Genomic DNA, 23,462 nt, shown 5'->3' on the forward strand with positions numbered 1-23,462 from the left:
ATATGTAAGCTTTTTTCGGTGAATCCGTGTCAGCTGGAGACCAGTGCCACGTGAGTCCAGGCGGGCTCCGGGGTGACCGACTGGGCGGCCCGGGCGAGGGCGCGGCGGTCGGGGTGGGCGCCCGGCGGGATCACCGGCCGGACCTCCACCTCCGCGACCAGGCCCCGGGTACGGGCCACCCGCCACAGGGAGGCGAGCAGGGTGTCCTCGCCGACGAACGCGGCCGCCGTGCTCGGGCCGCCGCCGGCCTGCCGGTAACGCAGGCTGACCGGCTGCACGGGCACGTCCGCGTCCAGCGCGGCCTGGAAGACGGCCCGGCGGAAGCGGCCCTGCGCCCGCCCGCACCAGGTGCTGCCCTCGGGGAACGCGGCCACGGCCGCGCCCTCGCGCAGGGTCTCGGCGATCCGGGCGACCGTCGCGGGCAGGGCGCGGATGCGGTCCCGTTCGATGAACAGGACCCCGCCGCGCGCGGCCAGTGCGCCGGCCACCGGCCAGTGGCGGATCTCGGTCTTGGCGAGCATCCGGGCGGGGCGTACGGCGGCCAGCAGCGGTATGTCCAGCCACGACACGTGGTTGGCGACCAGCAGCAGCCCGCCGACCGGAGCGGGGGCGCCGGTGACGCGGACCCGGACCCCGATGGCCCGCACGAGCGCCCGGCACCATCGCCTGACCCACTCGGTGGGGATCCTCCCGCCGAGCGGGGACAGCGCGATCCCGGCCAGCATCAGGACCACCACCGCGGTCAGCCGCAGCACGGCCCGGGGTACGGCCGCAGCGGCCCGGACCGGCTCCACACAGGCGCCCGGGGTGCAGGGCGCGCTGGGCAACCAGACACTCATCAGGCCGGCACGAGGGAGAGGAAGTGCCGCAGGTAGCGCGCGTTCACCCGGCGCATCGACAGCAGCACGTACAGGTCGGCGACCCCGAAGTCCGGGTCGTGCGCGGGCTCGCCGCACACCCAGGCGCCGAGGCGGAGGTAGCCGCGCAGCAGGGCGGGCAGGTCGCTGTGTCCGGCCGGGGCACCGGCGTCAGGGGTCCACGGCAGCAGCGGCCGTACCCGGAACTCCTCGGGTGCCAGGTGCTTGGCGCGCACCCGCTCCCAGGTGGCCGTGGCGAGGGCCCCGCCGTCGGCGAGCGGCACCGAGCAGCAGCCCGCCAGCCACTCGTGCCCGCGGTCGACCATGTAGCGGGCTATCCCGGCCCAGATCAGGCCGATGACCGCGCCGTCACGGTGGTCGGGGTGCACACAGGAGCGGCCGACCTCGACCAGTCCGGGCCGGATCGGGTCGAGCGCGGCCAGCTCGAACTCGCCCTCGGAGTAGAGCCGGCCGGCCACCGCGGCCCGCTCCGGCGGCAGCAGCCGGTAGGTGCCGACGACCTGTCCGGTGGCGGTGTCGCGCACCAGCAGGTGGTCGCAGTAGGCGTCGAAGGCGTCGACGTCCAGTCCGGGATGCGGCGTGGCCAGCAGGGCCCCCATCTCACCGGCGAAGACATCGTGCCGCAACTGCTGGGCGGCCCGCACGTCGTCCTCGTCACGGGCGAGGGTGACGGTGTAGCGGGTGGGTGCCGCGGGCTGTGGGGGGCGGTCGAGGGTGGAAACGCCGGTCATGGCTCTCTCCTGGTCACGGGCCGGTTCGGCGACGGCGGCGGGCGGTGCGTACGGCCCGCCTCCCCTGTTCTTCCGACGCCGGTTGGCCGGTGCGTGACCTGTGCCAGGAGAGAGGATGTGGGAATGCTGAACGCCGGGGTCCGGCCGATCACGGGAAACCAGACGGGGCCGGTGAGCACCACTCCCGGCCCCGCCCGCCCGCCGTCCGTGGCGAACGTTCTCCCTCTCGGTGGGGGGGCTACCGCTTCCCCACCTTCCGGTTGGCCCTCAGCCACTCCTTGTTCATGCTGGTGATCGACACCAGGGGAATCCCCTTCGGGCAGGCGGTCGCACACTCCCCCGTCAGCGTGCACCCGCCGAAGCCCTCCGCGTCCATCTGGGCCACCATGTCCAGCACCCGCGTCTCCCGCTCGGGCGCGCCCTGGGGCAGGACATTGAGGTGGTTGACCTTGGCGGAGGTGAACAGCATCGCGGCCCCGTTGGGACACGCGGCCACGCATGCCCCGCATCCGATGCACTCCGCGTGCTCGAAGGCGAAGTCGGCGTCGGCCTTCGGCACCGGGGTGGCGTGCGCCTCGGGGGCGGATCCGGTCGGCGCGGTGACGTAGCCGCCGGCCTGGATGATCCGGTCGAACGCGGAGCGGTCCACGACCAGGTCCTTGATCACCGGGAACGCGGCGGCCCGCCACGGCTCGATGTCGATCGTGTCGCCGTCCGCGAAGGACCGCATGTGCAGCTGGCAGGTGGTGGTGCGCTCGGGACCGTGCGCCTCGCCGTTGATGACGAGGGAACACGCGCCGCAGATGCCCTCGCGGCAGTCGTGGTCGAAGGCGACCGGTTCCTCGCCGGCGAGGATGAGCCGCTCGTTGAGGACGTCCAGCATCTCCAGGAAGGACATGTCGGCCGAGATGCCGTCCACCTCGTACGTGGACATGGTGCCTTCGGCGTCGGCGTTCTTCTGCCGCCAGACGCGCAGGGTGAGCTTCATGCGTAGCTCCGCTGGGTGGGGTGGACGTACTCGAAGACCAGGTCTTCCTTGTGCAGGACGGGAGCAGAGCCCGTACTCGTGAACTCCCAGGCCGCCGCGTAGGCGAACTCGTCGTCCCTGCGGGCGGCCTCGCCGTCCGGGGTCTGGGACTCCTCGCGGAAGTGGCCGCCGCAGGACTCGGCGCGGTGCAGCGCGTCGAGGCACATCAGCTCGGCCAGCTCCAGGTAGTCGACGATCCGGTTGGCCTTCTCCAGCGACTGGTTGAACTCCTCGCCGGTACCGGGCACCTTGATGCGCCGCCAGAACTCCTCCCGGATCTGCGGGATGCGCTCCAGGGCCTTGCGCAGCCCGGCGTCGGTGCGTGCCATGCCGCAGAACTCCCACATCAGTTCACCGAGTTCGCGGTGGAAGGAGTCGGGGGTGCGGTCGCCGTCGACGGACAGCAGCAGGTGCAGCCGGTCCTCGGTCTCGGCCAGCACCTCCTGCACCACGGGGTGTTCGGCGGTGACCGCTTCCTGGTGCGGGTTGCGGGCCAGGTAGTCGTTGATGGTGGCCGGCAGCACGAAGTAGCCGTCGGCCAGGCCCTGCATCAGCGCGGAGGCGCCGAGCCGGTTGGCGCCGTGGTCGGAGAAGTTGGCCTCGCCGATCGCGAACAGGCCGGGAACGGAGGTCTGCAGGTCGTAGTCGACCCACAGGCCGCCCATCGTGTAGTGCACGGCCGGGTAGATCCGCATCGGCACCTCGTACGGATCCTCGTCGGTGATCCGCTGGTACATGTCGAAGAGGTTGCCGTACTTCGCCTCGACCGCCTTCCGGCCCATCCGCTGGATGGCGTCGGCGAAGTCGAGGTAGACGCCCTGGCCGCCGGGGCCCACTCCCCTGCCCTCGTCGCAGACGTTCTTCGCGGCGCGGGAGGCGATGTCGCGCGGGACCAGGTTGCCGAAGGACGGGTAGATGCGCTCCAGGTAGTAGTCGCGCTCGTCCTCGGGGATCTGGTTCGGCGGACGGGTGTCGCCCTGGGCCTTGGGCACCCAGATCCGGCCGTCGTTGCGCAGCGACTCGCTCATCAGGGTGAGCTTGGACTGGTGGTCGCCGGTGCGCGGGATGCAGGTCGGGTGGATCTGCGTGAAGCAGGGGTTGGCGAAGTAGGCGCCGCGCCGGTGCGCCCGCCACACGGCGGTCGCGTTGGAGTTCATGGCGTTCGTCGACAGGTAGAAGACGTTTCCGTAACCGCCGCTGGCCAGCACGACGGCGTCGGCGAAGTACGTGTCGATCTTGCCGGTGATCAGGTCCCGGGCCACGATGCCGCGGGCCCGTCCGTCGACGACGATCAGGTCCAGCATCTCGGTGCGCGGATGCATCTCCACGTTCCCGGCGGCGATCTGCCGGGACAGCGCCTGGTAGGCGCCGAGCAGGAGCTGCTGGCCCGTCTGGCCGCGGGCGTAGAAGGTGCGGGAGACCTGGACGCCACCGAAGGAGCGGGTGTCGAGCAGACCGCCGTACTCACGGGCGAACGGCACGCCCTGCGCCACGCACTGGTCGATGATCTCGACCGAGATCTGCGCGAGCCGGTGCACGTTGGACTCGCGCGCCCGGAAGTCGCCGCCCTTGACGGTGTCGTAGAACAGCCGGTGGATCGAGTCGCCGTCGTTGCGGTAGTTCTTCGCCGCGTTGATGCCTCCTTGCGCGGCGATGGAGTGGGCACGGCGCGGGGAGTCCTGGTAGCAGAACTGGACGACGTGGTAACCCTGTTCGGCCAGGGTCGCGCCCGCGGAGCCGCCCGCGAGGCCGGTGCCGACGACGATGACCGTGTGCTTGCGCCGGTTGGCCGGGTTGACCAGCCTGGCCTCGAAGCGGCGCTTGTCCCAGCGCTCGCTGATCGGGCCGGACGGGGCCTTGCCGTCGACGACCGGCTCGCCCGTCGTGTAGTTCACGTATTCGGTCATGTCAGCTCACCACTCCGGTCATGACGCCCACGGGTACGGCGATGAAGCCGGCCGTGAGCACAAGCGCGAGGACGTTGGCGACGGTCTTCAGGGCGCGGTCGCGGGCACGGCTGCCGACGCCGAGGGTCTGCGCGGCGCTCCAGAAGCCGTGCCGGATGTGCAGGCCGAGCGCGAGCATCGCGACGATGTAGATGACGTCGCCGTACCAGGTGGAGAAGGTGTCGACCACGTTCTGGTACGGGTGGCCCTCCTGGAAGCCGCCGGAGTGCACGGTGCCGGTGGTCAGGTCCAGGATGTGCCAGACGATGAACAGGCCGAGGATGACGCCGCCCCAGCGCATGGTGCGGGTGGCGTAGCTCGCCCGGGGCCGTGAGTGCACGTACTTGCTGGGCCGCGCCCTGATGTCACGGCGGCTGAGCTGGTACGCGGACGTGGCGTGGGCGACCACGGCGACGACGAGGACGATCCGGATGAGCCAGAGCGTCCACTCGTAGTGCATGAAGGGTTCGCCGATGGTGCGCAGCCAGTGGGCGTAGTGGTTGAACTCGCCCGCTCCGAAGTAGATCTTCAGATTGCCGATCATGTGCGCGATCAGATACAGCAGCATGATCAGACCGCTGACGGCCATCACCGTCTTCTTGCCGACGGAGGAGTCCCACATCGTGCGCGCCATGGACGGCCGTCGGTCCGTCCGCGTTGCCAGAGCCATGGCACAGCACGCTAGGGGCCAAGGAGCCGATCAGTCCAAGACATGGTCCAGCTTGATTCCATAGGCTCAAGCTATCCTTGCAGGGTGCAGTTCCAGCAGCTCCAGTACTTCGTCGCGGTCGCCGAGACCCGGCACTTCACCCGCGCCGCCGAGCTGGTGCATGTCGCCCAGCCGTCGCTGTCGCAGCAGATCAAGGCGCTGGAGCGGGAGCTGGGCGCGGATCTGTTCCTGCGCGCCCGGGGCAACATCACGCTGACCGACGCGGGCGAGGCGCTGCTGCCGCTGGCCCGGCGGATCCTGGCCGACGCGGACACGGCCCGGTACGAGGTGCAGGAGCTGGTGCAGCTGCGGCGGGGCCGGGTGCGGCTGGGGGCGACGCCGAGTCTGTGCACGGGCCTGCTGCCGGACGTGCTGCGCGCCTTCCACGACCGCTATCCCGGCATCCAGTTGCTGATCGAGGAGGGCGGCTCGCACGACCTGGTGCGGGAACTGGCCCGGGGCGCGCTCGACCTCGCCCTGGTCGTGCTGCCACTGCCGACGCCGTCGCCCGCGCTCACCACCGTGGAGCTGCTGCGGGAGGACCTGGTCGTGGTGTCCTCCCCGGAGGCGCCGGCGCCGGGGCGGGGCGGGCGGGTGGTGCACATCGCCGATCTGGAGGGCGAGCGTCTGGTGATGTTCCGGCACGGCTACGACCTGCGGGAGCTGACCGTGGCGGCGTGCCGCGCCGAGGGCTTCGAGCCGGACTTCGCGGTGGAGGGCGGCGAGATGGACGCGGTCCTCGGTTTCGTCCGGGCGGGGCTCGGCGTCGCCGTCGTGCCGCGCATGGTCGCGACCCGGTCCGGGCGGGGTCTGCGGGTGACCCCGCTGGCCAGGCCGGGCCTGTACCGCACGATCGCCCTGGCCCACCGCAGCGACGTGGCTCCGCCACGGGCCGCACGGGAGCTGCAGCGGATGCTGCTGGAGCGGTGACACCCCGCGCAGTCTTGTTTCAGGCTACATCTATCTGCATAATAGGCTTATGCATAAGCGGGTTATGGAAAATGGCGGGGCCGAGGCCTCGCCGGAGGACTTGATCATCGCGGTCGAGCAGTTGGTCCGGTACGTGCGCCGCAGTGCCACGGCAGGCGGACTGAGCACCGCCGCCTCCTCCGCCCTCTCCCGGCTGAACCGCGAGGGCCCGCAGCGGCTGACCGATCTGGCCCGGGCCGAGGGCGTCTCCCAGCCCAACATGACGCAGCTCGTCACCCGGCTGGAGCGGGCGGCCCTGGTCCGGCGCACCGCCGACAGCCGCGACGGCCGGGGCGTCCTGGTCGAGGTGACCGACACCGGCATGGACGTCTTCCGGCGACGCCGCGCCGAACGGGCGGAGGCGCTGGCCGAACTCGTCGACGAGCTCACCGAGCCGGAACGGCGCGCGGTACGGCTGGCCCTGCCGGCCCTGGCCCGCGCGATAGAGGACCGCGCGGCCCGCCGCTGACCCCCGCCGTCCTGTCCCTCCCGCCACCATCCGTACCTCCCTCAACCCCCCGGGAGAACACCGCACATGAGTGCTTCGCATGGAAGAGCCGCGAGTCCCTTCAAGCAGCCGAAGGCCGTCTGGGCCGTCGCGTTCGCCTGCGTGATCTCGTTCATGGGCATCGGCCTGGTCGATCCGATCCTGCCCGCCCTCGCCCAGAGCCTGCACGCCACACCCAGCCAGGTCTCCCTGCTGTTCAGCAGCTATCTGATCGTGACCGCCGTGGCCATGCTGGTCGTCGGCTGGGTCTCCAGCCGCCTCGGCGCCAAGCGCACCCTGATGGCCGGTCTCGCCCTCATCGTCGTCTTCGCCGCCCTGGCCGGCACCTCCGACTCCATCAACGGCATCGTCGGCTTCCGCGCGGGCTGGGGGCTCGGCAACGCGCTGTTCATCGCCACCTCCCTCGCCGTGATCGTCGCCTCCGCCAGCGGTGGTTTCGGCGGCGCGATCATCCTGTACGAGACGGCTCTCGGCCTCGGAATCGCCTTTGGGCCGCTGCTCGGCGGCGAGTTGGGGGCCATCAGCTGGCGCGGCCCCTTCTTCGGCGTGGCGGTGCTGATGGCGATAGCCCTGGTGGCGACCCTGGCCTTCGTGCCGTCGCTGCCCAAGCCCGCCCGGCCCACCTCGCCCCTCGCCCCGCTCAAGGCCCTGCGCCATCGCGGACTGCTCACCATGGGCATCGTGGCCCTTCTGTACAACTGGGGCTTCTTCACCATGCTCGGCTACGCCCCCTACCCGATGGAGCTCAGCGCCCGTCAGCTCGGACTGGTCTTCACCGGCTGGGGCCTGCTGGTGGCGGTCTTCAGCGTCCTCTTCGCGCCGCGCCTGCAGGCCCGCTTCGGCTCAGCGCCCGTGCTCTACGCCAACCTGCTCGGACTCGGCATCGTGATGGCCGTCATCGCCGCCGGAGTGAAGACACCGGTCGTGGTCATCGTCGCGGTCATCGTCAGCGGCGCCTTCATCGGCATCAACAACACGCTCACCACCCAGGCCGTGATGCTCGTCTCGCCCGTGGAACGCCCCGTCGCCTCCTCCGCGTACGGTTTCCTGCGGTTCATCGGGGGCGGCCTCGCGCCGTACGTCGCCGGCAAGTTGGCCGACGCGACGGATCTGAGCGTGCCGTTCTACCTCGGCGCCGCCACGTTCGTCCTCGCGATCCCGATCCTCGCCACCGGCCACCACCTGGTACGGCAGGCCGAGTCACACGCGGACCACTCCATGGGCTCCGTCCCGCAAGGGGAGACGCCGGCACAGGCGGTCAGCGGCTGAACCGGTGGTCGGCGCGAAGGTCGGGCCGGTTGCCGGCGCCGGCAGGCCACGTGCCGGGTGAGGGGTGCGGGGAACCGCGCCACCAGCCCCGCGCTCCCGCACCCGGCAGACGGCAGTCCCCTCTTCCGTGGCCCGAGCCCAGCTCAGCGCCCCTCACCCCGTCGCGTCCACCAGCGCCAGGTCGTGCAGCCGTTCCGGTGGGCCCGGCCGGGCGTAGTACCAGCCCTGGGCCGTGTCGCAGCCCAGTATCCGCAACTGCTCGGCCTGGGCCCCGGTTTCCACGCCCTCGACGGTGACCGCGAGGTCGAGGCTGTGGGCCAGGGTGACGATCCCCTCGACGATCTTCAGGTCGACGGGGTCGGCGGGGAACCGCTGCATGCCCTGGGTGAAGGAGCGGTCCAGCTTGAGGATGCTCACCGGCAGGCGGCGCAGGTTGGCGAGGTTGGAGTAACCGGTTCCGAAATCGTCCAGGGCGATGTCGACGCCCATCTCGGCCAGCCGGTGCAGGGGTTTGAGCAGATCGTCGTCGGCACCGATGAGCGCGGACTCGGTGACCTCCAGGCACAGGGCGTCCGGGGCGACCCCGGCCCGCTCCAGGATGTCCACGGTGTCCTGCACCAGACCCGGATGACTGAGCTGGCACGGCGACAGGTTGACGTTGATGCGCAGGGGACCAGTGGCCGTCTCCTCGCCGTGACGTTCTCGCCAGGCGCGGGCCTGCCGGATGGACTCCTCCAGGACCCAGCGGCCGAGCGGGACGATCAGTCCGGTGTGCTCCGCGAGCGGGATGAACCGGTCGGGGCCGAGCACACCGTGCTGCGGATGCAGCCAGCGGACGAGCGCCTCGGCGCCGCGCACACTGCCGTCGCCGAGATGGACGAGCGGCTGGTACTCGATGAAGAACTCGCCGCGTTCCAGAGCCGTCGGCAGGGCCGTCGTCAGACCGTGCCGGGTGATGGCGCGGGCATCGGCCTCGGGGTCGGCCAGCTCGGAGCGGTTGCCGCCCGCGGACTTGGCCCGGTACATGGTGATGTCGGCGCTCCGCAGGACCTCCGCCGCCGTGCGCTCGCCCGCCGGGCCCTCGACGATGCCGAGGCTGCCGCGCACCATCAGGTCCCGGCCGTCGATGCTGATCGGGGTGATCAGGGCGTTCATGATGCGTTCGGCGAGTTCGTCGACCTCGCGCTCGGTGCCCGGCCCGGTGGTCAGTGCCACGAACTCGTCGCCGCCGAGCCGGGCGACCATCTCACCGGGCGCGGTCGCGCAGGACTGCAGCCGGTCGGCGACCTCCACCAGCAGCCGGTCGCCGGCCGCGTGCCCGAGGCTGTCGTTGATGGTCTTGAAGCCGTCCAGGTCGAGGTAGCACAGGCCGAAGCGCTGGCCCTCGCCCGCGTTCAGGGCCTTGTCCAGCCGCTCGAAGAACAGGCTGCGGTTGGGCAGGCCGGTGAGCGCGTCGTGTGTCGCCTCGTAGCGCAGCCGGAGGTTGAGCAGCCGGCGCTCGGTGGTGTCCTCCATGAGGGCGAGCTGGTACTGCGGCGCGCCGTCGGCGTCGCGCAGCAGGGAGACCGTGAGGTTGGTCCACAGGACCGTGCCGTCCGGGCGGTTGAAGGCCTTTTCGAGGTGGTAGTGCTCGCGCTCGCCGCGGACGAGTTCGTCGTAGAGCTTCCAGGTCTGCGGCGCGTCCTCGGGGTGCACCCAGTCCTGCACGCGACGGCCGCGCAGAGTGTGCTCGGAGAGCCCGAACATGCGCAGCAGCGCCTCGTTGACCTGCAGGACGTTGCCTTCGAGGTCGGCGATGCCGATTCCTATGGCCGCGCCCTCGAAGAGCGCACGGAAGCGCGCCTCGCTGGCGTGCAGCGCCTGCGCGACCACGCCCTGCGCCTGCAACGCGGCCTGGGCGATGGACTCCTGCTCGGCGAGCGTGCGCTCGCGCAAGGCCTCGGCGTACCCGGCGGCCATCGCGTGCTGCAACCGCGAGGAGCGGATGCGCGGTTCGTCCTGTGGACCGTCCTCGGCGCAGTACAGCACCAGATAGGCGTCGACGCAGTCCAGGGTCCGGGAGAGCGCCTCCGGGTCGGTGCAGTGCTCGCCGACCAGGGCGGCGCCGATCGCCTTCGCACCGTCCGCGTCGAAGGCGCGGGCGCGCAGCAGCTCGCTCAACCGGCGTGCGAGCGGAAGGAGTTCTTCCTCGAACTCCGGGCGGGTCAGCGACGTTGAGGTCACCGGGTAGACCGCCCGGCTCCAGATCGTCGTGAACCGGCGCAGTCTGTCCTCCGGCCCGTCCGGCTCCGCGGTCACGCCGTACGCCCCACGCCGGCGAATCCGGAGAAGGCGAACGGGTCCTCGTCCTCCGGCGCCGATTCCGGCCGCCAGTGCGGCATGGGCACCAGTCCCGGTTCCACCATGTCGTACCCCTCGAAGAACCGCGCGACCTCGTCGCGCGAGCGCATGATCAGCGGGTTGCGAATGTCCTTGTATACGTCGACCGCGCCCTCGGCCCGCTCGGCGGGCAGCGGGATTCCCTCGTACGAGGCATGGGTGAGGATCAGCAGGCTGCCGGGCGCGAGCGCCTCGCGCAGCTCGGCCACCGCACCGTAGGGGTCGTCCGCGTCTTCCACGAAGTGCAGTATGGCAACGAGGAGCAGCGCGGTCGGACGGTTCAGGTCGATCAGTCGCTCGACCTGGGGGCTGGAGAGGATCTCCCGCGGCTTGCGCAGGTCCGCGGCGACCACGTCCGCATCGTCGTTGCCCGCCAGGACCGCCTCGCTGTGCGCGACGGCGACCGGGTCGTGGTCGACGTAGACCACGCGGGCGCCCGGTACGGCCGCCTGGGCCACCTCGTGGACGTTGCCGAAGGTCGGGATGCCGGAGCCGATGTCGAGGAACTGGGTGATGCCCTCCCCCGCCGCGAACCGCACGGCACGGCGCATGAACGCCCGGTTGGCCTGCATGATCTTCGGCAGTCCCGGCATGAACTCCATCGCCCTGCGGGCCGCTTCCCGGTCGACCTCGAAGTTGTGCGAGCCGCCCAGGTAGTAGTCGTAGATCCGCGAGACGCTCGGCACCGAGATGTCGATGCTCCGTGGGGCCCAGGCGGGGCGCTCCATGTATCTCTCCAAGGGTAGGCGACAGGGGCAGGCGATCCGGTGTTCGAGCTGAGGCTACTGATCGCCCGCCAAAGGAGCGACCCAAAACGGAAATTGACCGTCCGTTCCCCGCCACTGCCTGCGGCAAGTGCCCGTATGACCCCGCTGTGTGACGGCTGTGCCGCCTTGGCCCACTCCTTCCCGGACGTGCGAGCCCACCACGCACAACGGTCCGCCCCCTCCGTGCGGTGCGGAGGGGGCGGACCTTCGGTGGCGCTCCGGGCCGGGCGGGGCGATCGACCCTGGGGAGGTGATCTAGTTGCCCGGCGCGCCGACCGGCTTGCCGTCGGGCGAGACGGCGTACCAAGTGCCGCCCACGCCCTCACCGTTGGTGTCGCCGGGGGCCTTGTCCCCGGAGAAGGTGTAGATCGGCCAGCAGTTGACGGTCATCTGCTTCACACCGTCGGGACGGGTGAAGCCCATCAGGCCCTTCTTCTTGACGCCCTCGGTGTCCTGCGGCTTGACGATGCCGACGGCCGGCCACTTCACCAGGCAGGCCCCGGTGCAGTTCGAGACGGACTTCGGCCAGGCCTTGTCCTTGAGGAAGCGGTAGACCGTCATGCCGTTCTTGTCGACGATGATGTCGCCCAGTTTGGGGTCCTTGCGCACGGACAGACCGGGCAGGCCGGCCAGGGAGGCCTTCTTGCCGTTCGGGGCCAGCGCGAACCACTTGCCGCCCACGCCCTGGCCGTTGACGTCCCCGCCGTTGACGTCCTTGACGTAGCGGTAGGCGGGCCAGCCGCCGACGGTGAGCTGCTTGGTGCCGTCGGCACGGGTGACCTCGCCGAGCAGCGCCTTGTCGATGCCGGCGCCGGCGGTCGCGTCGTCGGCGGGCACCGGCGGCCAGGTGGTGGCGCAGTCACCGTTGCAGTTCGACTTGGGCGGGTTGGCGGTGTCCTCGTCGAACCGGTAGAGGGTGAGGCCGGAGCCGTCGGTCAGCACTTTGCCGAGGTCGGGGTTGGCGGCCACGGTCAGCTTGCCCGCGGGGGCCGCCGGGGTCGGGGAGCTGGAACTCTGGTTGCCGTCGGCGCCGTAACCGTTTCCGGCGCCCGTTCCGGTGCCGGCCCCGGTGGTCGGGCTGCCCGCGGGCGCGGTGGCCCCGACGTTCTGGGCCGCCGATGCCGGAGTGGTGCCGTTGTCCTGACCGCACGCCGTCGTCAGCGCCAGCACCGAAGCGGCTGTGGCCACCAGTGAGGCGGTCCGCCAGGAGGTCTTCATGTCCAACTCCCCATATTCGCCTGGATGTTGCGGCGCTCTGCCGCGCCGCCGCACGGCCATGGGTACGCACCGAGGGGGCCGGAGCGTTCAACGGGGAGGGGAAGTTCTTCGGGAATTTCTTTCCGGACCCTGTGACGCCTGCGCTCGTGTGGGGCGGCGTGAGGCGCGTACAACCGTACGTTTCACGCCACCCGCACTCTCCTTCGCGTCAAACCATTGATCGTGACATGTCCCTCCTTCGGAGCAATACCGACGCACTACGGCGTACGACCGGTTTCCGCACCCCATGATCTTCGCGTGCATGGACCCGAAGTGACCCGATGCGCGCCCGCCGCACGGGTGTTGGCGTTGATGACGCTGACCTGGACCCTGGTGGGCTGCCCGGCCGGCAGCGCCTCGGCCGACGCCTGTGCGTACGCCTCGACGGGCCCGGGGGGCACGGTGGCGGTGGCCTACGCGGGCGACGCCCACTGGCCGACCCCGCCGCCCTGTCCGTCGCCCACCCCGCCCCCGTGCCCGCCCACGCCGCCGACACCACCCCAGGCCCCGCCTCCCGAACCGCCGCCGAGGCCGAAGCCGACGCCGAAGCCGCGCCCGACGCCGAAACCCGCCCCGAGACCGAACCCGCCGGCGCCGCCCGCCCCCTCTCCCCCGCCGGCCCGGCCCGCGCCGACGCCCACCCCCGCCCCGGCCCCGCCCCCCGAACCCAGGCCGAAGCCGAAGCCCACGCCGCGGCCCTCGGTGACCCGGGTGAGCTATCCGGCCTACCACCCGCATCCCACCGCACACGCCGCGCCCGACCACACCGCGCCGGTCACCTACGTCCTGCTCATCACCGTTCCGGCGATCGTCGCCGTCGCGGCCCTGCGCCCGCGCTGACGCGCCGGCCAGCTCACCCTCTGGAGGTATCCGTTGCCGGATTGGCTTGTTCTCGTCCTCGCGATGCTCGGGGCCTGTGCCGTGGTGGTGGTCGTCACCGTCCTGCGGCACAAGCGGGCTCCCGAGGACGAGGACCCCAACGAGACCCCGGACGTCATCGAGTACATGACGATGTGGATCGGCGTCGTGTACGCCATCGTCCTGGGGCTGGCCATCGCGGGGGTGTGGGAGGCCCGCAACTCCGCCCAGGACCATGTGCAGTCCGAGGCGCAGGCCCTGCACGAGATCTCCGAGCGGGTGCGGGTCTATCCGACGGACGTCCGTGACCGCATCCGGGGCGACGTCAACGCCTATGTCTCCTACGTCGTCGACCACGAGTGGAAGACGATGTCCCACGACGAGCACGTCACCGACCGCGGCGGACAGCTGCTGGAGAAGGTCCGCCAGGACGTCACCGACTACCGGCCGAAGAACGACTTCGAGGCGCAGGCCTACCAGCCGCTCCTGGACCAGATGACCGCCGCCGACCAGGCGCGCAACGCCCGCGCCGACTCCACCGGGCCCACCATGCCGCCGGTGGTGTGGTGGGGGCTGCTCACCGGGGCGCTGATCACCATCGGCATGGTGTTCGCGCTGCAGATCCGCCGCACCCGACGGGAACTGATCCTGGCCGGGCTGTTCTCCGCGACCATCGCGTTCATGCTGTTCCTCATCTGGGACTTCGACGCCCCCTTCAGCCGGGGCATCGCGGTGACCGCGGAACCGTTTGTGAACCTGTTCCCGGGCGTCCACGGATAGTCCCGGCCGCGGAGGCGTCGTCCCTCGGCTCGCACCGGACGGCGTCCGACCGCCTGTCGCCGACGGGCCTTCGCCCCGGCCCCGCGAGGGTCCGGGGCGAAGGCCCGCGCCGAGGTGCGCCGTGGGGGATCGACTGTGCGTCAGGTCCGCTTCTCGTTGCGGCGGCGCAACCAGAACGCGCCGCCACCGACGACCGCCAGGGTCACGAGTCCGGCACCGATGGCCATGTCGGCCGGCGTGGCTCCGGTGGATCTGCTGCCGCCGACACCGCCCCGGACGCCGCCGAGCACGGTGAACGCGGCCGGGCGGATCAGCGTGTCGCCGTCGCAGTGGATCTTGATGTCGTACTTGCCGGGGCGGGCATCGCGGTCGATGTCGATGCTGCCGTGCGAGGTGTCGTCACGGGACGAGTCGAGCTGGGTGGCGGGGAAGGCGCGGGAGGACATCGTGCCGCCGCTGCAGCCGCCCACGGTGACGGCGAGCCGGCCTCCGGCCGGGAGCACCGCGGGGCTGGCGACGATGTTCCGCGGGCCGCCGTCGCCACGCCCGTCCAACTCGTCACCGCCGCCGTCGGCGTCGTCACCGCGACCCGCGTAGTCGTCCCCGCGATCGCCGAAGTCGTCGCCCCGGCTGCCGGAGCCGTCGCCCCGTCCGGAGTCGTCGCCCCGCCCGCCACTGCCGTTGTCCTCGCCGCGGCCGCCGAAGTCCTCGCTCCGTCCGCCGCTCCCTTCGTCCTCCCCGCGGCCCTGCTCGCGGCCGCGGTTCGCGTCGTCGTCGGTGTGCGCGCGGAAATGGAAGTTGCCGGTGGGCGGGCCGCCGTTGCCCCTGCCGTCCGCGGCGGCTGCGGGAGCGGCCAGCCCGAGCACAGCTACCGCTGTGCACGCGGCCGCCAAGGCGCGTTGGTTTCGCATGTGATCCTCCGCGGGAGGCGCCCCGGGTCCCGTCCCCGGTGAATCGGCGAGAAAACGCCTCCCGGGAAGACCCTCGGGCGCGCGGAACACGCCCGCACGTCGAGAATCGTCCGTCCTGGTGAGGCAACACACCCAACAAAAAGCAGATAATCGGAAGTTGTCGCAGGTCACAGACCGTCAGAAAATTCCTGTGGACGGCAACTCGGATGGCGCACCGAACGGGCCTCGGGCCACCCGTTCGCCGCTCACCCCCGTCGACCGACGTGCGCTTGGGACTTAGCGTTTTCCCATGCGCGACGGACATGGCGACGGCGGCGTCGAGAGGGGATGACACATGTCTGCGTCCGAGCTGTCCGAGCTCGCCGAAGAGGAGGAGCGGCGGAGGAGGCGTGCCCCGTGGGGCGTGATAGCGCTTGTTCTGCTGACCGGTCTGGCGCTCATCCGCAATGGTTCAGGCGAGTTCGACGTCGGTCCGCCGCAGCCCGCTTCGGTCGCGGCCCCGGACATCCATACCGGCAGGGCCGCCTTGCCCGCGGCTCCGGCGGCGCTCGCCTTCTCCGCCGTCGACCGGGTCCGCATCCCCGTGATCCGGGTGAACGCGCCGGTCATGCCGGTCGGCCTGGATACGGACGGCTGGATCGGCGCACCGCCGCCGGAGGACGCCAACCTGGCGGGCTGGTTCACTGGCGCGGTCTCCCCCGGCGAGAAGGGCACCGCTGTCGTCGTCGGGCACGTCGACAACCAGCGCGGCCCGGCCGTGTTCTACGGACTCGGGTCCCTGAAGAAGGGGGACCGTATCGAGGTGCTGCGCAAGGACGGAAGGACCGCGGTGTTCGAGACCTATGGGGTCGAGGTCTTCTCGAAGAGCAGTTTTCCCGGCGACCGGGTGTACAGCTCGAAGGGAGCACCGGAACTGCGGGTCATCACCTGCGGCGGCGGTTTTTCCAAGCAGAACGGTTACGACGGAAACGTCGTCGTCTTCGCCCGCCTGGTCGCCGTGCGCTGAACACGGCGGCCGGGCGGACGAAGGCCCCGGGAATTCCCCGGGATACGGCTACGCCCGTCGGGCCGGCACGGTCATGTGATAGCCGGAGTCGATGAGATGGGGCAGCCATTCACGGATCGCGTGGACGGTCTGCGACCGGTCGCCCCCGGCGTCGTGGGACAGCACCACGACTCCGGGGGCGGCACCGCTCTCCACCCGCTTGATGATGGTGCTGGTGCCGGGCTCCATCCAGTCGGTGGTGTCGACGGTCCAGGCCATCGGCTCCATGCCCATCTCGGCGCCCAGCTGGAACGCGGCCCGGTTCCAGGCGCCGTACGGTGCCCGGAACCATTGCGGGCGTTCGCCGCAGGCATTCTGGATGGCGTCGCTGGTGCTCTCCATCTCGTGCCGGATCTGCCGGCGGTCGAGGGTCGTCAGCAGCGGATGCGTCCAGGTGTGGTTGCCGACGACATGGCCTTCGTCGGCCATCCGGGCCACCAGCTTCTTGTTGTCGACGACACACTCGCCGCACAGGAAGAACATCGCCCGCACGTCGTACTTGGCGAGGGTGTCCAGGATGTGCGGGGTGTAGTCCGGGTTGGGTCCGTCGTCGAAGGTCAGCATCATGTGCCGACCGCGCCCGGAGATGCGGAGGATGGGCTCCGTGCGGACCTTCAGCTTGTGCGGGGCGGCGCGCGGCGGTCCCTCCCCGGTGAGCGGTTGGAGCCGGAAGGCGGAGGACTTGAGCACCTGACGGGCCTGCGGGCCGGGGGCGGGAGCGGCGGCGGTTGCGGCGGTCTCCTCGGAGCAGCCCGCCAGGAGGGCTCCAGCGGTACCCGCGGCCCCCAGCGCGGCGGCCCCGGCGAAGAGCATCCGGCGGCGCGTGAACAACTGATCCTTCTGCATGACTCATCAGTCGCCCCACGGGGGCCCGGCGCACCACAACGACACCGGTGCGGCGGCAGGAATACACCCGGATGGCCCAGTGCGCGGTGCCGGTGGTCGGCCGCGCGGGGTTCTGATGGACGATCAGTCCACGACAACTGCCTTGAGGGACACGGGGGTCGGACCGAGTTGGCCGCACCCGGGGAACGCACACGAACGGCACGCGGCGCAGCGCGCTCGCGGAGGTGCCGCCCGCCGTCACGCGGTCACTGGTCGTCTTCGACACGACGGGCTCCGTGGCGGCGCCGCCACTGACCGCTCGCGACTGGGCTGTCCATCTCCGGGCCGTCCTGGCTGCCGTCCGCGTACGGCGTGCTGTTCCGCCACCCGGTGTTCGCCGGGGCGCTCGGCGCGGCGTTCGGGCAGCGGCGGGTGCTGACGGGGGGACAGCGCTGTCGACCGTCGTGGCGGCGGCGCCCGCGCTGTCCTCGACCGCCTGGGTGCTGCTGCGTTCTCGGGCGGTGCAGGGCGCACTTCGCGGCCGTCGCCTGTGCCACGGCGACGGCGCTGCTGCCCTGCACCCTGCTGCCGAAGGCCTCGGGGGCGGAGAAGACGATCTTCTGGGTGCAGGCCGCCGCCGGGGTGCTGCTCCTGCTGCTGGTTCCGATGGGCTTTCCGGCCCGGTTCACCGACTGGCTGGAAGACCGGAGCGGGTCCGCGACCACGGTGATCGTCATCGCTGTGGCCGGTGCGCTGGTGCCGTCCGTGCCGGGCTGCTTCGGCCGCGGCGAGGGCGTACCTGTGTTGCTCACGGCTGTCCGCCGTCGCCGGGGTGGTGCTGGGCTGTCCGGTCCTGCCTCGCCTCGCGGCCGGGATCGTCACGGTCGCCCGGCAGCGGATGGACGCCGTCACCCTCTCCGGTGTGAAGGCCCTGCCCCGGCCCGGGGACCGGGCGGCCGCCGGGGAGCCGGTCCTCAGCGGCGGCGCACCAGCGGGAACGGCAGGGTCTCCCGGATCGTCAGGCCGGTGAGGAACATCACGAGCCGGTCGACGCCGATGCCGAGGCCTCCGGTCGGCGGCATCGCGTACTCCAGGGCCTGGAGGAAGTCCTCGTCCAGTTCCATGGCCTCCGGGTCGCCGCCGGCGGCCAGCAGCGACTGCTCGGTGAGCCGCCGGCGCTGCTCCACCGGATCGGTCAACTCGGAGTAGGCGGTGCCGAGCTCCGTACCGAAGGCGACGAGGTCCCAGCGCTCGGCGAGCCGCGGGTCGGTGCGGTGCTGCCGGGCCAGCGGGGAGACGTCGGTCGGGAAGTCCTTGTAGAAGGTGGGCAGTCGGGTGCGTTCCTCGACCAGCCGCTCGTACATCTCCAGGACGACGTCACCGGGCCCGTCGTCGGCGGTGTACGGCACCCCGGCCCGGTCGCACAGCCGGTGCAGCCGGAGCAGTTCGCTGCCGGGGCCGATCTCCTCCCCCAGCACCTCGGAGAGCGCGCCGTAGACCGTCTTGACGGGCCACTGCCCGGAGATGTCGTACTCCTGCCCGTCCTTGCGGGCCACCGGGGCGCCGAAGGCGGCGGTCGCCGCGCCCTGGATCAGCTCGCGGGTGAGGTCGAGCATGACGTCGTAGTCGGCGTGGGCCTGGTAGGCCTCCAGCATCGTGAACTCGGGGTTGTGCTTGTAGGAGACGCCCTCGTTGCGGAAGGTGCGGCCCAGCTCGAAGACCTTCTCCAGACCGCCGACGCACAGCCGTTTCAGGTACAGCTCGGGGGCGATGCGCAGGTACAGGTCGAGGTCGTAGGCGTTGATGTGGGTGGTGAAGGGGCGGGCGTTGGCGCCGCCGTGGATCTGCTGGAGCATCGGCGTCTCGACCTCCACGTAGCCACGGTCCAGCAGGCCCTGGCGCAGGGCCTGTACGGCGGCGGAGCGGGCCCGGATCACGGCGCGTGCCGTGGGGCTGGTCGCCAGGTCCAGGTAACGGCGGCGGACCTTGGCCTCGGGGTCGGTGAGGCCGCGGCGTTTGTCGGGCAGGGGGCGCAGGCATTTGCCGGTGAGCCGCCAGGAGGTCACGAAGACGGTGGGTTCGCCCTGGTCGCTGAGGCCGCTGTGGCCGGTGACGGTGATGTGGTCGCCGATGTCGGTGGCGGCCGTGAAACGGTCGAGGGCGCTGCCCGCGGCGCTGCGGGTGAGGGCGATCTGGTGGTCGCCGGACCAGTCGCGCAGCATGGCGAAGACGATGCCACCGAAGTCGCGGACCAGCATGAGCCGTCCGGCCACCGTGACGTCCTCGTCGGGGGGCACGTCGGCGAGGGCGTGGGTGGGGGCGGGGACGCCGACCGGGTAGGGGTCGGTGCCGGTGGCGCGCAGCCGGTCGAGCTTGTGGTGCCGGACGCGGACCTGGTCGGGCAGGCCCGCGTCCGGGGCGGCGGCCCCGGCCTGGTCCCCTCCGTCGAGGCCGAGCGCCGTCAGGGGCGGCAGCCCGTGCGTGGTGGCGGGCCGCTGCCCCGTCCTCGGGTGCCCCTTTCCCCAGAGTTTGCGCAACGACGGTACGGGGACGAAGCCTTCGGCGATGCCGGAGGCCAGGCCGATGCGGGCGAGGGAGGCGGTCTCGGCGTAGCAGATGAACCTCGGGTACCACTCCGGGTGGTACTTGGCGTTGGAGCGGTACAGGGCCTCCAGCTGCCACCACCGGGAGAAGAACAGCAGCAGGCGGCGCCAGAGGCGCAGGACGGGACCGGCGCCGATGCGGGCGCCCTCCTCGAAGACGGACCGGAAGACGGCGAAGTTCAGCGAGATCCTGCGGATGCCCAGCTTGGGTGCGGCGGCGCACAGTTCCGCGACCATGAACTCCACGACCCCGTTGGGTGCGGCGCGGTCACGGCGCATCAGGTCGAGCGAGACGCCGTCGCTGCCCCAGGGCACGAAGGAGAGCAGGGCGAGGAGGCGGCCGTCCTCGCCGAGGGCCTCCACGAGGAGGCAGTCGCCGTCGGCGGGGTCGCCGAGGCGGTCCAGGGCCATGGAGAAGCCGCGCTCGGTCTCGGTGTCACGCCAGGCGTCCGCCTTGTCGACGACCTCCTCCATCTCCCGCTCGGTGAGGGTGGCGTGGCGCCGGATGCGGCAGGTGGCGCCGGTGCGGCGGACACGGTGCACGGCCTGCCGGGTCACACGCATCTCGCGGCCGTTCAGGTCGAAGGAGGCCACGTGCACGATCGCCTCGTCGCCGAGCTGGAGGGCGCCGAGGCCGGCGCGGGCGAAGGCGCGGGCGCCGTCCTCGGAGGCGCCCATCGCGGCGGCCGCCCACGCGTAGCGGCGGGCCACGTCCAGCCAGGCGGCGATGGCGTGCGGCCAGGCCTCGGGGTCGCCGACGGGGTCACCGCTGGCCAGGCAGACTCCGGCCTCGACGCGGTACGTGACGGCGGCCTTGCCGCTGGGTGAGAAGACGACGGCCTTGTCGCGGCGGGTGGCGAAGTAGCCGAGCGAGTCCCGTGCGCCGTAGGCGGCGAGGAGGGCGCGGATCCGGGCCTCCTCGTCGTCGTGCAGGGCGGCTTCCAGGCGCTGGGAACGGAACAGCGCGGCGGCGGCGTTGAGCAGGGCGAGGGCACCGAGCAGACCGAGCACGAAGGTGACCTTGCGGGGCGGGCGCCCGGAGAAGGAGCTGTTCGAGACCAGCCCGCCGCACACCCGGTCGGCCGCCCAGGCCAGGTGCTCGCTCGCCGGCAGCGTGCCCGGGAAGAGCAGGAGCAGGCCCCAGCCCAGCAGGATCGCCACGACGAGCCCGCCCAGCAGCACGGCGAGCGCCCGCCACACGGCACCCCGCCGGGAGGCGGCGTAGAACTGCCCGCGGGCGACGACGAGGATGAGCAGCAGCAGGGCGCACAGCACGAGGGAGGGCAGCGACTCGGCGTACAGGCCGAGGCCGACACCGAGCGCGTCGGTGAGGACCAGCAGGCCGAGGTAGACGACGACCAGCCACCAGGCGACCTTCTTGCGGGCGGCGGTGGCGCCGGCCAGCAGGAACAGGAACACGGCGTAGGCCAGGTTGGCGCTGATCGGCACCAGCAGCAGGTCGAGGGCGTGGGCGACCGGGCGCAGCACGCGCCGCAGCGGTTCGATGAGCGCGAGCAGGGCGCAGAGCAGGCCGAGTGCGGCGAAGAGCGTGGCGAAGGCCTCGGGGACCCAGCCGAGGCGCCCGCCGGCGGGCGGGCGTATCGAGGCCGTGGGGTCCCTCCGTGCGGCGGACTCCGCGCTGGCGGTCATGAATCCGACTGTAGGAAGCGGGCGCCCGGCTCGCCCGTCGAGACCGCGGCGACGCGCGTGCCGCCCGGACGGGCGCCCAGCCCTGCCGCGATGGCAGGACCGAGCCCACTTCGGCGTCCCGGGCACGACTGGCACCCCGTCCCACCGCCGGTACGGGGACCGGACCTCCACACGTCCGCCGAGCCGGCACCCGGCCACACAGCCCAGGGCGGGACCGGCCCCACCCGCGCGCCGCACACACCCGGCGCCGCCACGCGACCAGCCAGGACGCCCAGCTCCAGACGGTGGCGCCGGCGACGGGGGGCTCAGGAAGCCGAGTGCGACCCGGGCGTGGACCACCGCACCCGCACCCGCACACCCCCGCCCACCAGCACCACCCGCCGCCCAAACGCACCACCAGCCACACCGCCCGGGCGCACCACCGCACCCGCCACCCGCACACCCCCACCCAGCCACACTGACCGGCACCCAGCCTCACGACCCTCAGATCAGCCGCACCACCAGACACCCCGCCCGGCACACCACCGCACCACCAGCCGCATCACCCGGCGCGAGACGGCTCCGCATCTGCGCGGGAAGCGGGGATTCCGATAGCCTCACGGCCGTGACGGATCAGCACGAGCAGCACTCGCCCTCGCCCTCGCACCAGTTCGAGCGCGGCACGGACGGCCCGAAGGTCATCGTGGTCGGCGTGGACGGCTCCGACTCCTCGCTGCGCGCTGCGGCGTACGCGGGCGGGCTCGCCCGGCGGCAGCACGCGCTGCTGGCCGTGGTGTACGTGCAGCCGGTGCTGGCGGCCGGCGCGGCGCTCGGGGCCCCGGTGGCGGAGACGACCGACGAGATCGCCGAGGACCTCGTCACGTACATCCGGGAGGCGGCCGAACGGGTCAAGGGGATATTCGAGGTGCGCTGGGAGTTCCACACCTTCCGCGGCGACCCTTACAGCGGCCTGGTGAAGGCGGCCGACGAACTCAAGGCGGACGCGGTGGTCGTGGGCGCCTCGGAGCGGGCCGGCCACCGGCTCATCGGCTCGGTGGCGATCCGGCTGGTGAAGGCGGGGCGCTGGCCGGTGACGGTGGTGCCGTAGCCTCCCGGGGCTCCCGAAGGAGCAGCGGCGGGGTCGCGAGCAGCAGGACACCGGCGAGGGCGATGGCGGTGCGCGGCCCGGTGAGGCTCGCCAGCAGACCCCACAGGGCGGTCAGGGTGGCGGTGGTGGCCTTGCCGGTGATCGACCAGGCGGACAGGGTGCGGGCGACCCGGTCGTCCGGGGTGCACTCCAGGCGGCGGGTGGCGTACACCGGGTTGTAGACGCCCGAGCTGGTGATCACCCCGAACTCCACGGCCATCACCAGCAGCAGTCCGGGCAGCCCGGGCCCGACGAAGGCCAGCCCCAGGGGCCAGACGGCACGCAGGGTCCCCGCGGTGCGCAGCACCCGCCGCCCGCCGTACCGGGCGACCAGCGGGCGGGCCAGCCGGGAGCCGAGCAGACCGCCGAGGCAGGGCACGGCGAAGGCGAGGCCGTACTGCCAGGGGGCGAAGCCCAGCGGGCCGAGCATGAGGACGGCCAGCGGCGGCATGGCGACCATGATCAGGGCGTTGCCCGCGAGACTGTTGAAGAACAGCGGCCGCAGGGCCGGGCTGCCGAGGATGTGCCGCCAGCCGTCGAGCAGATCGGTGGCCCGCAGGCGCTCCACGTGCGTGCGTTCGGGGCGGGGCTCTCCGCCGCCGACGGCCCGGATGCCGAGCGCCGAGAGCAGAAAGCTGACCGCGTTCGCCACGAACGCGGTGACCGGGCCGAACACGCCGATCGCGGCACCGCCGAGAGGCGGTCCGAGGACCAGCGCGGTCCAGTTGGTGGACTCGAACCTGGCGTTCGCGGTCAGCAGCCGGTCGGCCGGTACGAGGCTCTTCAGAAAGGCCCCGGAGGCCGCGTTGAAGGTGATGTCGGCCGCCGCGACGATCACGGACACGAGCAGCAGCTGGCCGAGGCCGAGCCCGCCGAGCGCGTAGACGGCGGGGACGGTCAGCAGCGCGGCGAACCTGACCAGGTCCATCGCCAGCATCACCGGCCGCTTGCGCCGGAACTCCACCCACGGACCGAGCGGCATCGCCGCCACCGCCCCCACCGCGGGTCCGGTCGCGGCGAGCAGCGCCACCTCGGCCGGCCCGGCGTGCAGCGCGATGACCGCGATCACCGAGAACGCGTCGAAGGCGAGGTAGGTGCCGAACGCACTCACCGAGAACGCCGCCCACAGCCACCCGAACTGCCGACCCAGCTTCACGCACAACCTCCCGTTGACCCGGGACATGAAAACCAGCAGGTCGGGCCGGGAGCAAACAACCAGAAGGG

General features: G+C 71.8%; 20 protein-coding genes and 1 pseudogene. 7 read left to right on the forward strand and 14 right to left on the reverse strand.

From position 1 onward, the window contains the following. Positions 1–29: 29 nt before the first annotated feature. From AB0L59_RS37735 to AB0L59_RS37755, 5 genes are all read right to left on the reverse strand, one after another. Entirely contained in the window at positions 30–839 is an 810-nt protein-coding gene (locus AB0L59_RS37735) for a lysophospholipid acyltransferase family protein (RefSeq protein ID WP_365591438.1), read from the reverse strand. After that, positions 839–1,609 carry a GNAT family N-acyltransferase gene (locus AB0L59_RS37740; protein ID WP_365591440.1) on the reverse strand — a complete coding sequence of 257 codons (771 nt, stop codon included), beginning with the start codon at positions 1,607–1,609 and terminating at the stop codon, positions 839–841. Before AB0L59_RS37740 ends, AB0L59_RS37735 begins: the two co-directional genes overlap by 1 nt. 238 nt (positions 1,610–1,847) lie before the next feature. Continuing rightward, positions 1,848–2,597: a succinate dehydrogenase/fumarate reductase iron-sulfur subunit gene (locus AB0L59_RS37745; protein WP_365591442.1), complete on the reverse strand. Its 750-nt coding sequence runs from the start codon at positions 2,595–2,597 to the stop codon at positions 1,848–1,850. Further along, positions 2,594–4,543, reverse strand: coding sequence for a fumarate reductase/succinate dehydrogenase flavoprotein subunit (locus AB0L59_RS37750; RefSeq protein WP_365591443.1), 1,950 nt, complete (start codon positions 4,541–4,543; stop codon positions 2,594–2,596). Before AB0L59_RS37750 ends, AB0L59_RS37745 begins: the two co-directional genes overlap by 4 nt. 1 nt (position 4,544) lies before the next feature. Next, on the reverse strand, positions 4,545–5,216 hold the full coding sequence (locus AB0L59_RS37755) for a succinate dehydrogenase (protein ID WP_365591491.1): 672 nt from the start codon (positions 5,214–5,216) through the stop codon (positions 4,545–4,547). A 120-nt stretch (positions 5,217–5,336) separates the two neighbouring features. Here AB0L59_RS37755 and AB0L59_RS37760 point away from each other — a divergent pair, with 120 nt between their 5' ends. From AB0L59_RS37760 to AB0L59_RS37770, 3 genes and pseudogenes are all read left to right on the forward strand, one after another. Beyond that, the gene (locus AB0L59_RS37760) at positions 5,337–6,221 is read left to right on the forward strand and encodes a LysR substrate-binding domain-containing protein (RefSeq protein WP_365591445.1); all 885 of its coding nucleotides are present in this window, start codon (positions 5,337–5,339) and stop codon (positions 6,219–6,221) included. A gap of 49 nt (positions 6,222–6,270) precedes the next feature. After that, the gene (locus AB0L59_RS37765) at positions 6,271–6,729 is read left to right on the forward strand and encodes a MarR family transcriptional regulator (protein WP_365591447.1); all 459 of its coding nucleotides are present in this window, start codon (positions 6,271–6,273) and stop codon (positions 6,727–6,729) included. Between the two features lie 66 nt (positions 6,730–6,795). Next, positions 6,796–7,968 (forward strand): annotated as a pseudogene (locus AB0L59_RS37770) (MFS transporter); the annotation flags it as partial. Between the two features lie 222 nt (positions 7,969–8,190). Here AB0L59_RS37770 and AB0L59_RS37775 read toward each other — a convergent pair. The 4 genes from AB0L59_RS37775 to AB0L59_RS37790 all read right to left on the reverse strand — a co-directional run bounded on the left by AB0L59_RS37775 (position 8,191) and on the right by AB0L59_RS37790 (position 13,129). Then, the gene (locus AB0L59_RS37775; protein ID WP_365591448.1) at positions 8,191–10,335 is read right to left on the reverse strand and encodes an EAL domain-containing protein; all 2,145 of its coding nucleotides are present in this window, start codon (positions 10,333–10,335) and stop codon (positions 8,191–8,193) included. Then, a complete protein-coding gene (locus tag AB0L59_RS37780; protein WP_365591449.1) occupies positions 10,332–11,144 on the reverse strand; it encodes an SAM-dependent methyltransferase in 813 nt (270 codons plus the stop codon). Before AB0L59_RS37780 ends, AB0L59_RS37775 begins: the two co-directional genes overlap by 4 nt. Before the next feature lie 294 nt (positions 11,145–11,438). Beyond that, complete coding sequence (locus AB0L59_RS37785; RefSeq protein WP_365591451.1) at positions 11,439–12,401, reverse strand: SCO0930 family lipoprotein; 963 nt, start codon at positions 12,399–12,401, stop codon at positions 11,439–11,441. Between the two features lie 452 nt (positions 12,402–12,853). Further along, positions 12,854–13,129, reverse strand: a complete 276-nt coding sequence (locus tag AB0L59_RS37790) for a hypothetical protein (protein WP_365591453.1) — start codon at positions 13,127–13,129, stop codon at positions 12,854–12,856. Between the two features lie 22 nt (positions 13,130–13,151). Here AB0L59_RS37790 and AB0L59_RS37795 point away from each other — a divergent pair, with 22 nt between their 5' ends. Both AB0L59_RS37795 and AB0L59_RS37800 read left to right on the forward strand, forming a co-directional pair. Then, positions 13,152–13,280, forward strand: coding sequence for a hypothetical protein (locus AB0L59_RS37795; RefSeq protein ID WP_365591454.1), 129 nt, complete (start codon positions 13,152–13,154; stop codon positions 13,278–13,280). A 33-nt stretch (positions 13,281–13,313) separates the two neighbouring features. Continuing rightward, the gene (locus AB0L59_RS37800; protein ID WP_365591456.1) at positions 13,314–14,078 is read left to right on the forward strand and encodes a hypothetical protein; all 765 of its coding nucleotides are present in this window, start codon (positions 13,314–13,316) and stop codon (positions 14,076–14,078) included. A 140-nt stretch (positions 14,079–14,218) separates the two neighbouring features. Here AB0L59_RS37800 and AB0L59_RS37805 read toward each other — a convergent pair whose 3' ends face one another. After that, complete coding sequence (locus AB0L59_RS37805) at positions 14,219–14,989, reverse strand: hypothetical protein (RefSeq protein ID WP_365591458.1); 771 nt, start codon at positions 14,987–14,989, stop codon at positions 14,219–14,221. Positions 14,990–15,323: 334 nt separating this feature from the next. Between AB0L59_RS37805 and AB0L59_RS37810 the strand changes: the two genes are divergently transcribed. Continuing rightward, complete coding sequence (locus AB0L59_RS37810) at positions 15,324–15,995, forward strand: class F sortase (protein ID WP_365591460.1); 672 nt, start codon at positions 15,324–15,326, stop codon at positions 15,993–15,995. A gap of 48 nt (positions 15,996–16,043) precedes the next feature. On the opposite strand, the gene AB0L59_RS37815 is transcribed toward AB0L59_RS37810, so the two are convergent. The 3 genes from AB0L59_RS37815 to lysX all read right to left on the reverse strand — a co-directional run bounded on the left by AB0L59_RS37815 (position 16,044) and on the right by lysX (position 21,112). Next, on the reverse strand, positions 16,044–16,880 hold the full coding sequence (locus tag AB0L59_RS37815; protein ID WP_365591462.1) for a polysaccharide deacetylase family protein: 837 nt from the start codon (positions 16,878–16,880) through the stop codon (positions 16,044–16,046). 245 nt (positions 16,881–17,125) lie between these two features. Next, the gene (locus AB0L59_RS37820) at positions 17,126–17,671 is read right to left on the reverse strand and encodes a hypothetical protein (RefSeq protein WP_365591464.1); all 546 of its coding nucleotides are present in this window, start codon (positions 17,669–17,671) and stop codon (positions 17,126–17,128) included. Between the two features lie 162 nt (positions 17,672–17,833). After that, on the reverse strand, positions 17,834–21,112 hold the full coding sequence (lysX, locus tag AB0L59_RS37825) for a bifunctional lysylphosphatidylglycerol synthetase/lysine--tRNA ligase LysX (protein ID WP_365591465.1): 3,279 nt from the start codon (positions 21,110–21,112) through the stop codon (positions 17,834–17,836). A gap of 604 nt (positions 21,113–21,716) precedes the next feature. Between lysX and AB0L59_RS37830 the strand changes: the two genes are divergently transcribed. Then, positions 21,717–22,199 carry a universal stress protein gene (locus AB0L59_RS37830; protein ID WP_365591467.1) on the forward strand — a complete coding sequence of 161 codons (483 nt, stop codon included), beginning with the start codon at positions 21,717–21,719 and terminating at the stop codon, positions 22,197–22,199. Here AB0L59_RS37830 and AB0L59_RS37835 read toward each other — a convergent pair. Continuing rightward, positions 22,135–23,421 carry an MFS transporter gene (locus AB0L59_RS37835; protein ID WP_365591468.1) on the reverse strand — a complete coding sequence of 429 codons (1,287 nt, stop codon included), beginning with the start codon at positions 23,419–23,421 and terminating at the stop codon, positions 22,135–22,137. The genes AB0L59_RS37830 and AB0L59_RS37835 overlap by 65 nt on opposite strands. Between the last annotated feature and the right edge of the window lie 41 nt (positions 23,422–23,462).

The sequence above is a fragment of the Streptomyces sp. NPDC052109 genome (genome assembly GCF_040680195.1).
Classification (GTDB): Bacteria; Actinomycetota; Actinomycetes; order Streptomycetales; family Streptomycetaceae; genus Streptomyces.

What these genes read in the sequence shown, in the direction of transcription:
- AB0L59_RS37785 (WP_365591451.1), bottom strand. Translation starts at nt 12,401, where the DNA reads ATGAAGACCTCCTGGCGGACCGCCTCACTGGTGGCCACAGCCGCTTCG.
- AB0L59_RS37805 (WP_365591458.1), bottom strand. Translation starts at nt 14,989, where the DNA reads ATGCGAAACCAACGCGCCTTGGCGGCCGCGTGCACAGCGGTAGCTGTG.
- AB0L59_RS37810 (WP_365591460.1), top strand. Translation starts at nt 15,324, where the DNA reads ATGTCTGCGTCCGAGCTGTCCGAGCTCGCCGAAGAGGAGGAGCGGCGG.
- AB0L59_RS37815 (WP_365591462.1), bottom strand. Translation starts at nt 16,880, where the DNA reads ATGCAGAAGGATCAGTTGTTCACGCGCCGCCGGATGCTCTTCGCCGGG.
- AB0L59_RS37745 (WP_365591442.1), bottom strand. Translation starts at nt 2,597, where the DNA reads ATGAAGCTCACCCTGCGCGTCTGGCGGCAGAAGAACGCCGACGCCGAA.
- AB0L59_RS37735 (WP_365591438.1), bottom strand. Translation starts at nt 839, where the DNA reads ATGAGTGTCTGGTTGCCCAGCGCGCCCTGCACCCCGGGCGCCTGTGTG.
- AB0L59_RS37835 (WP_365591468.1), bottom strand. Translation starts at nt 23,421, where the DNA reads ATGTCCCGGGTCAACGGGAGGTTGTGCGTGAAGCTGGGTCGGCAGTTC.
- AB0L59_RS37740 (WP_365591440.1), bottom strand. Translation starts at nt 1,609, where the DNA reads ATGACCGGCGTTTCCACCCTCGACCGCCCCCCACAGCCCGCGGCACCC.
- AB0L59_RS37750 (WP_365591443.1), bottom strand. Translation starts at nt 4,543, where the DNA reads ATGACCGAATACGTGAACTACACGACGGGCGAGCCGGTCGTCGACGGC.
- AB0L59_RS37755 (WP_365591491.1), bottom strand. Translation starts at nt 5,216, where the DNA reads ATGGCGCGCACGATGTGGGACTCCTCCGTCGGCAAGAAGACGGTGATG.
- lysX (WP_365591465.1), bottom strand. Translation starts at nt 21,112, where the DNA reads ATGACCGCCAGCGCGGAGTCCGCCGCACGGAGGGACCCCACGGCCTCG.
- AB0L59_RS37780 (WP_365591449.1), bottom strand. Translation starts at nt 11,144, where the DNA reads ATGGAGCGCCCCGCCTGGGCCCCACGGAGCATCGACATCTCGGTGCCG.
- AB0L59_RS37765 (WP_365591447.1), top strand. Translation starts at nt 6,271, where the DNA reads ATGCATAAGCGGGTTATGGAAAATGGCGGGGCCGAGGCCTCGCCGGAG.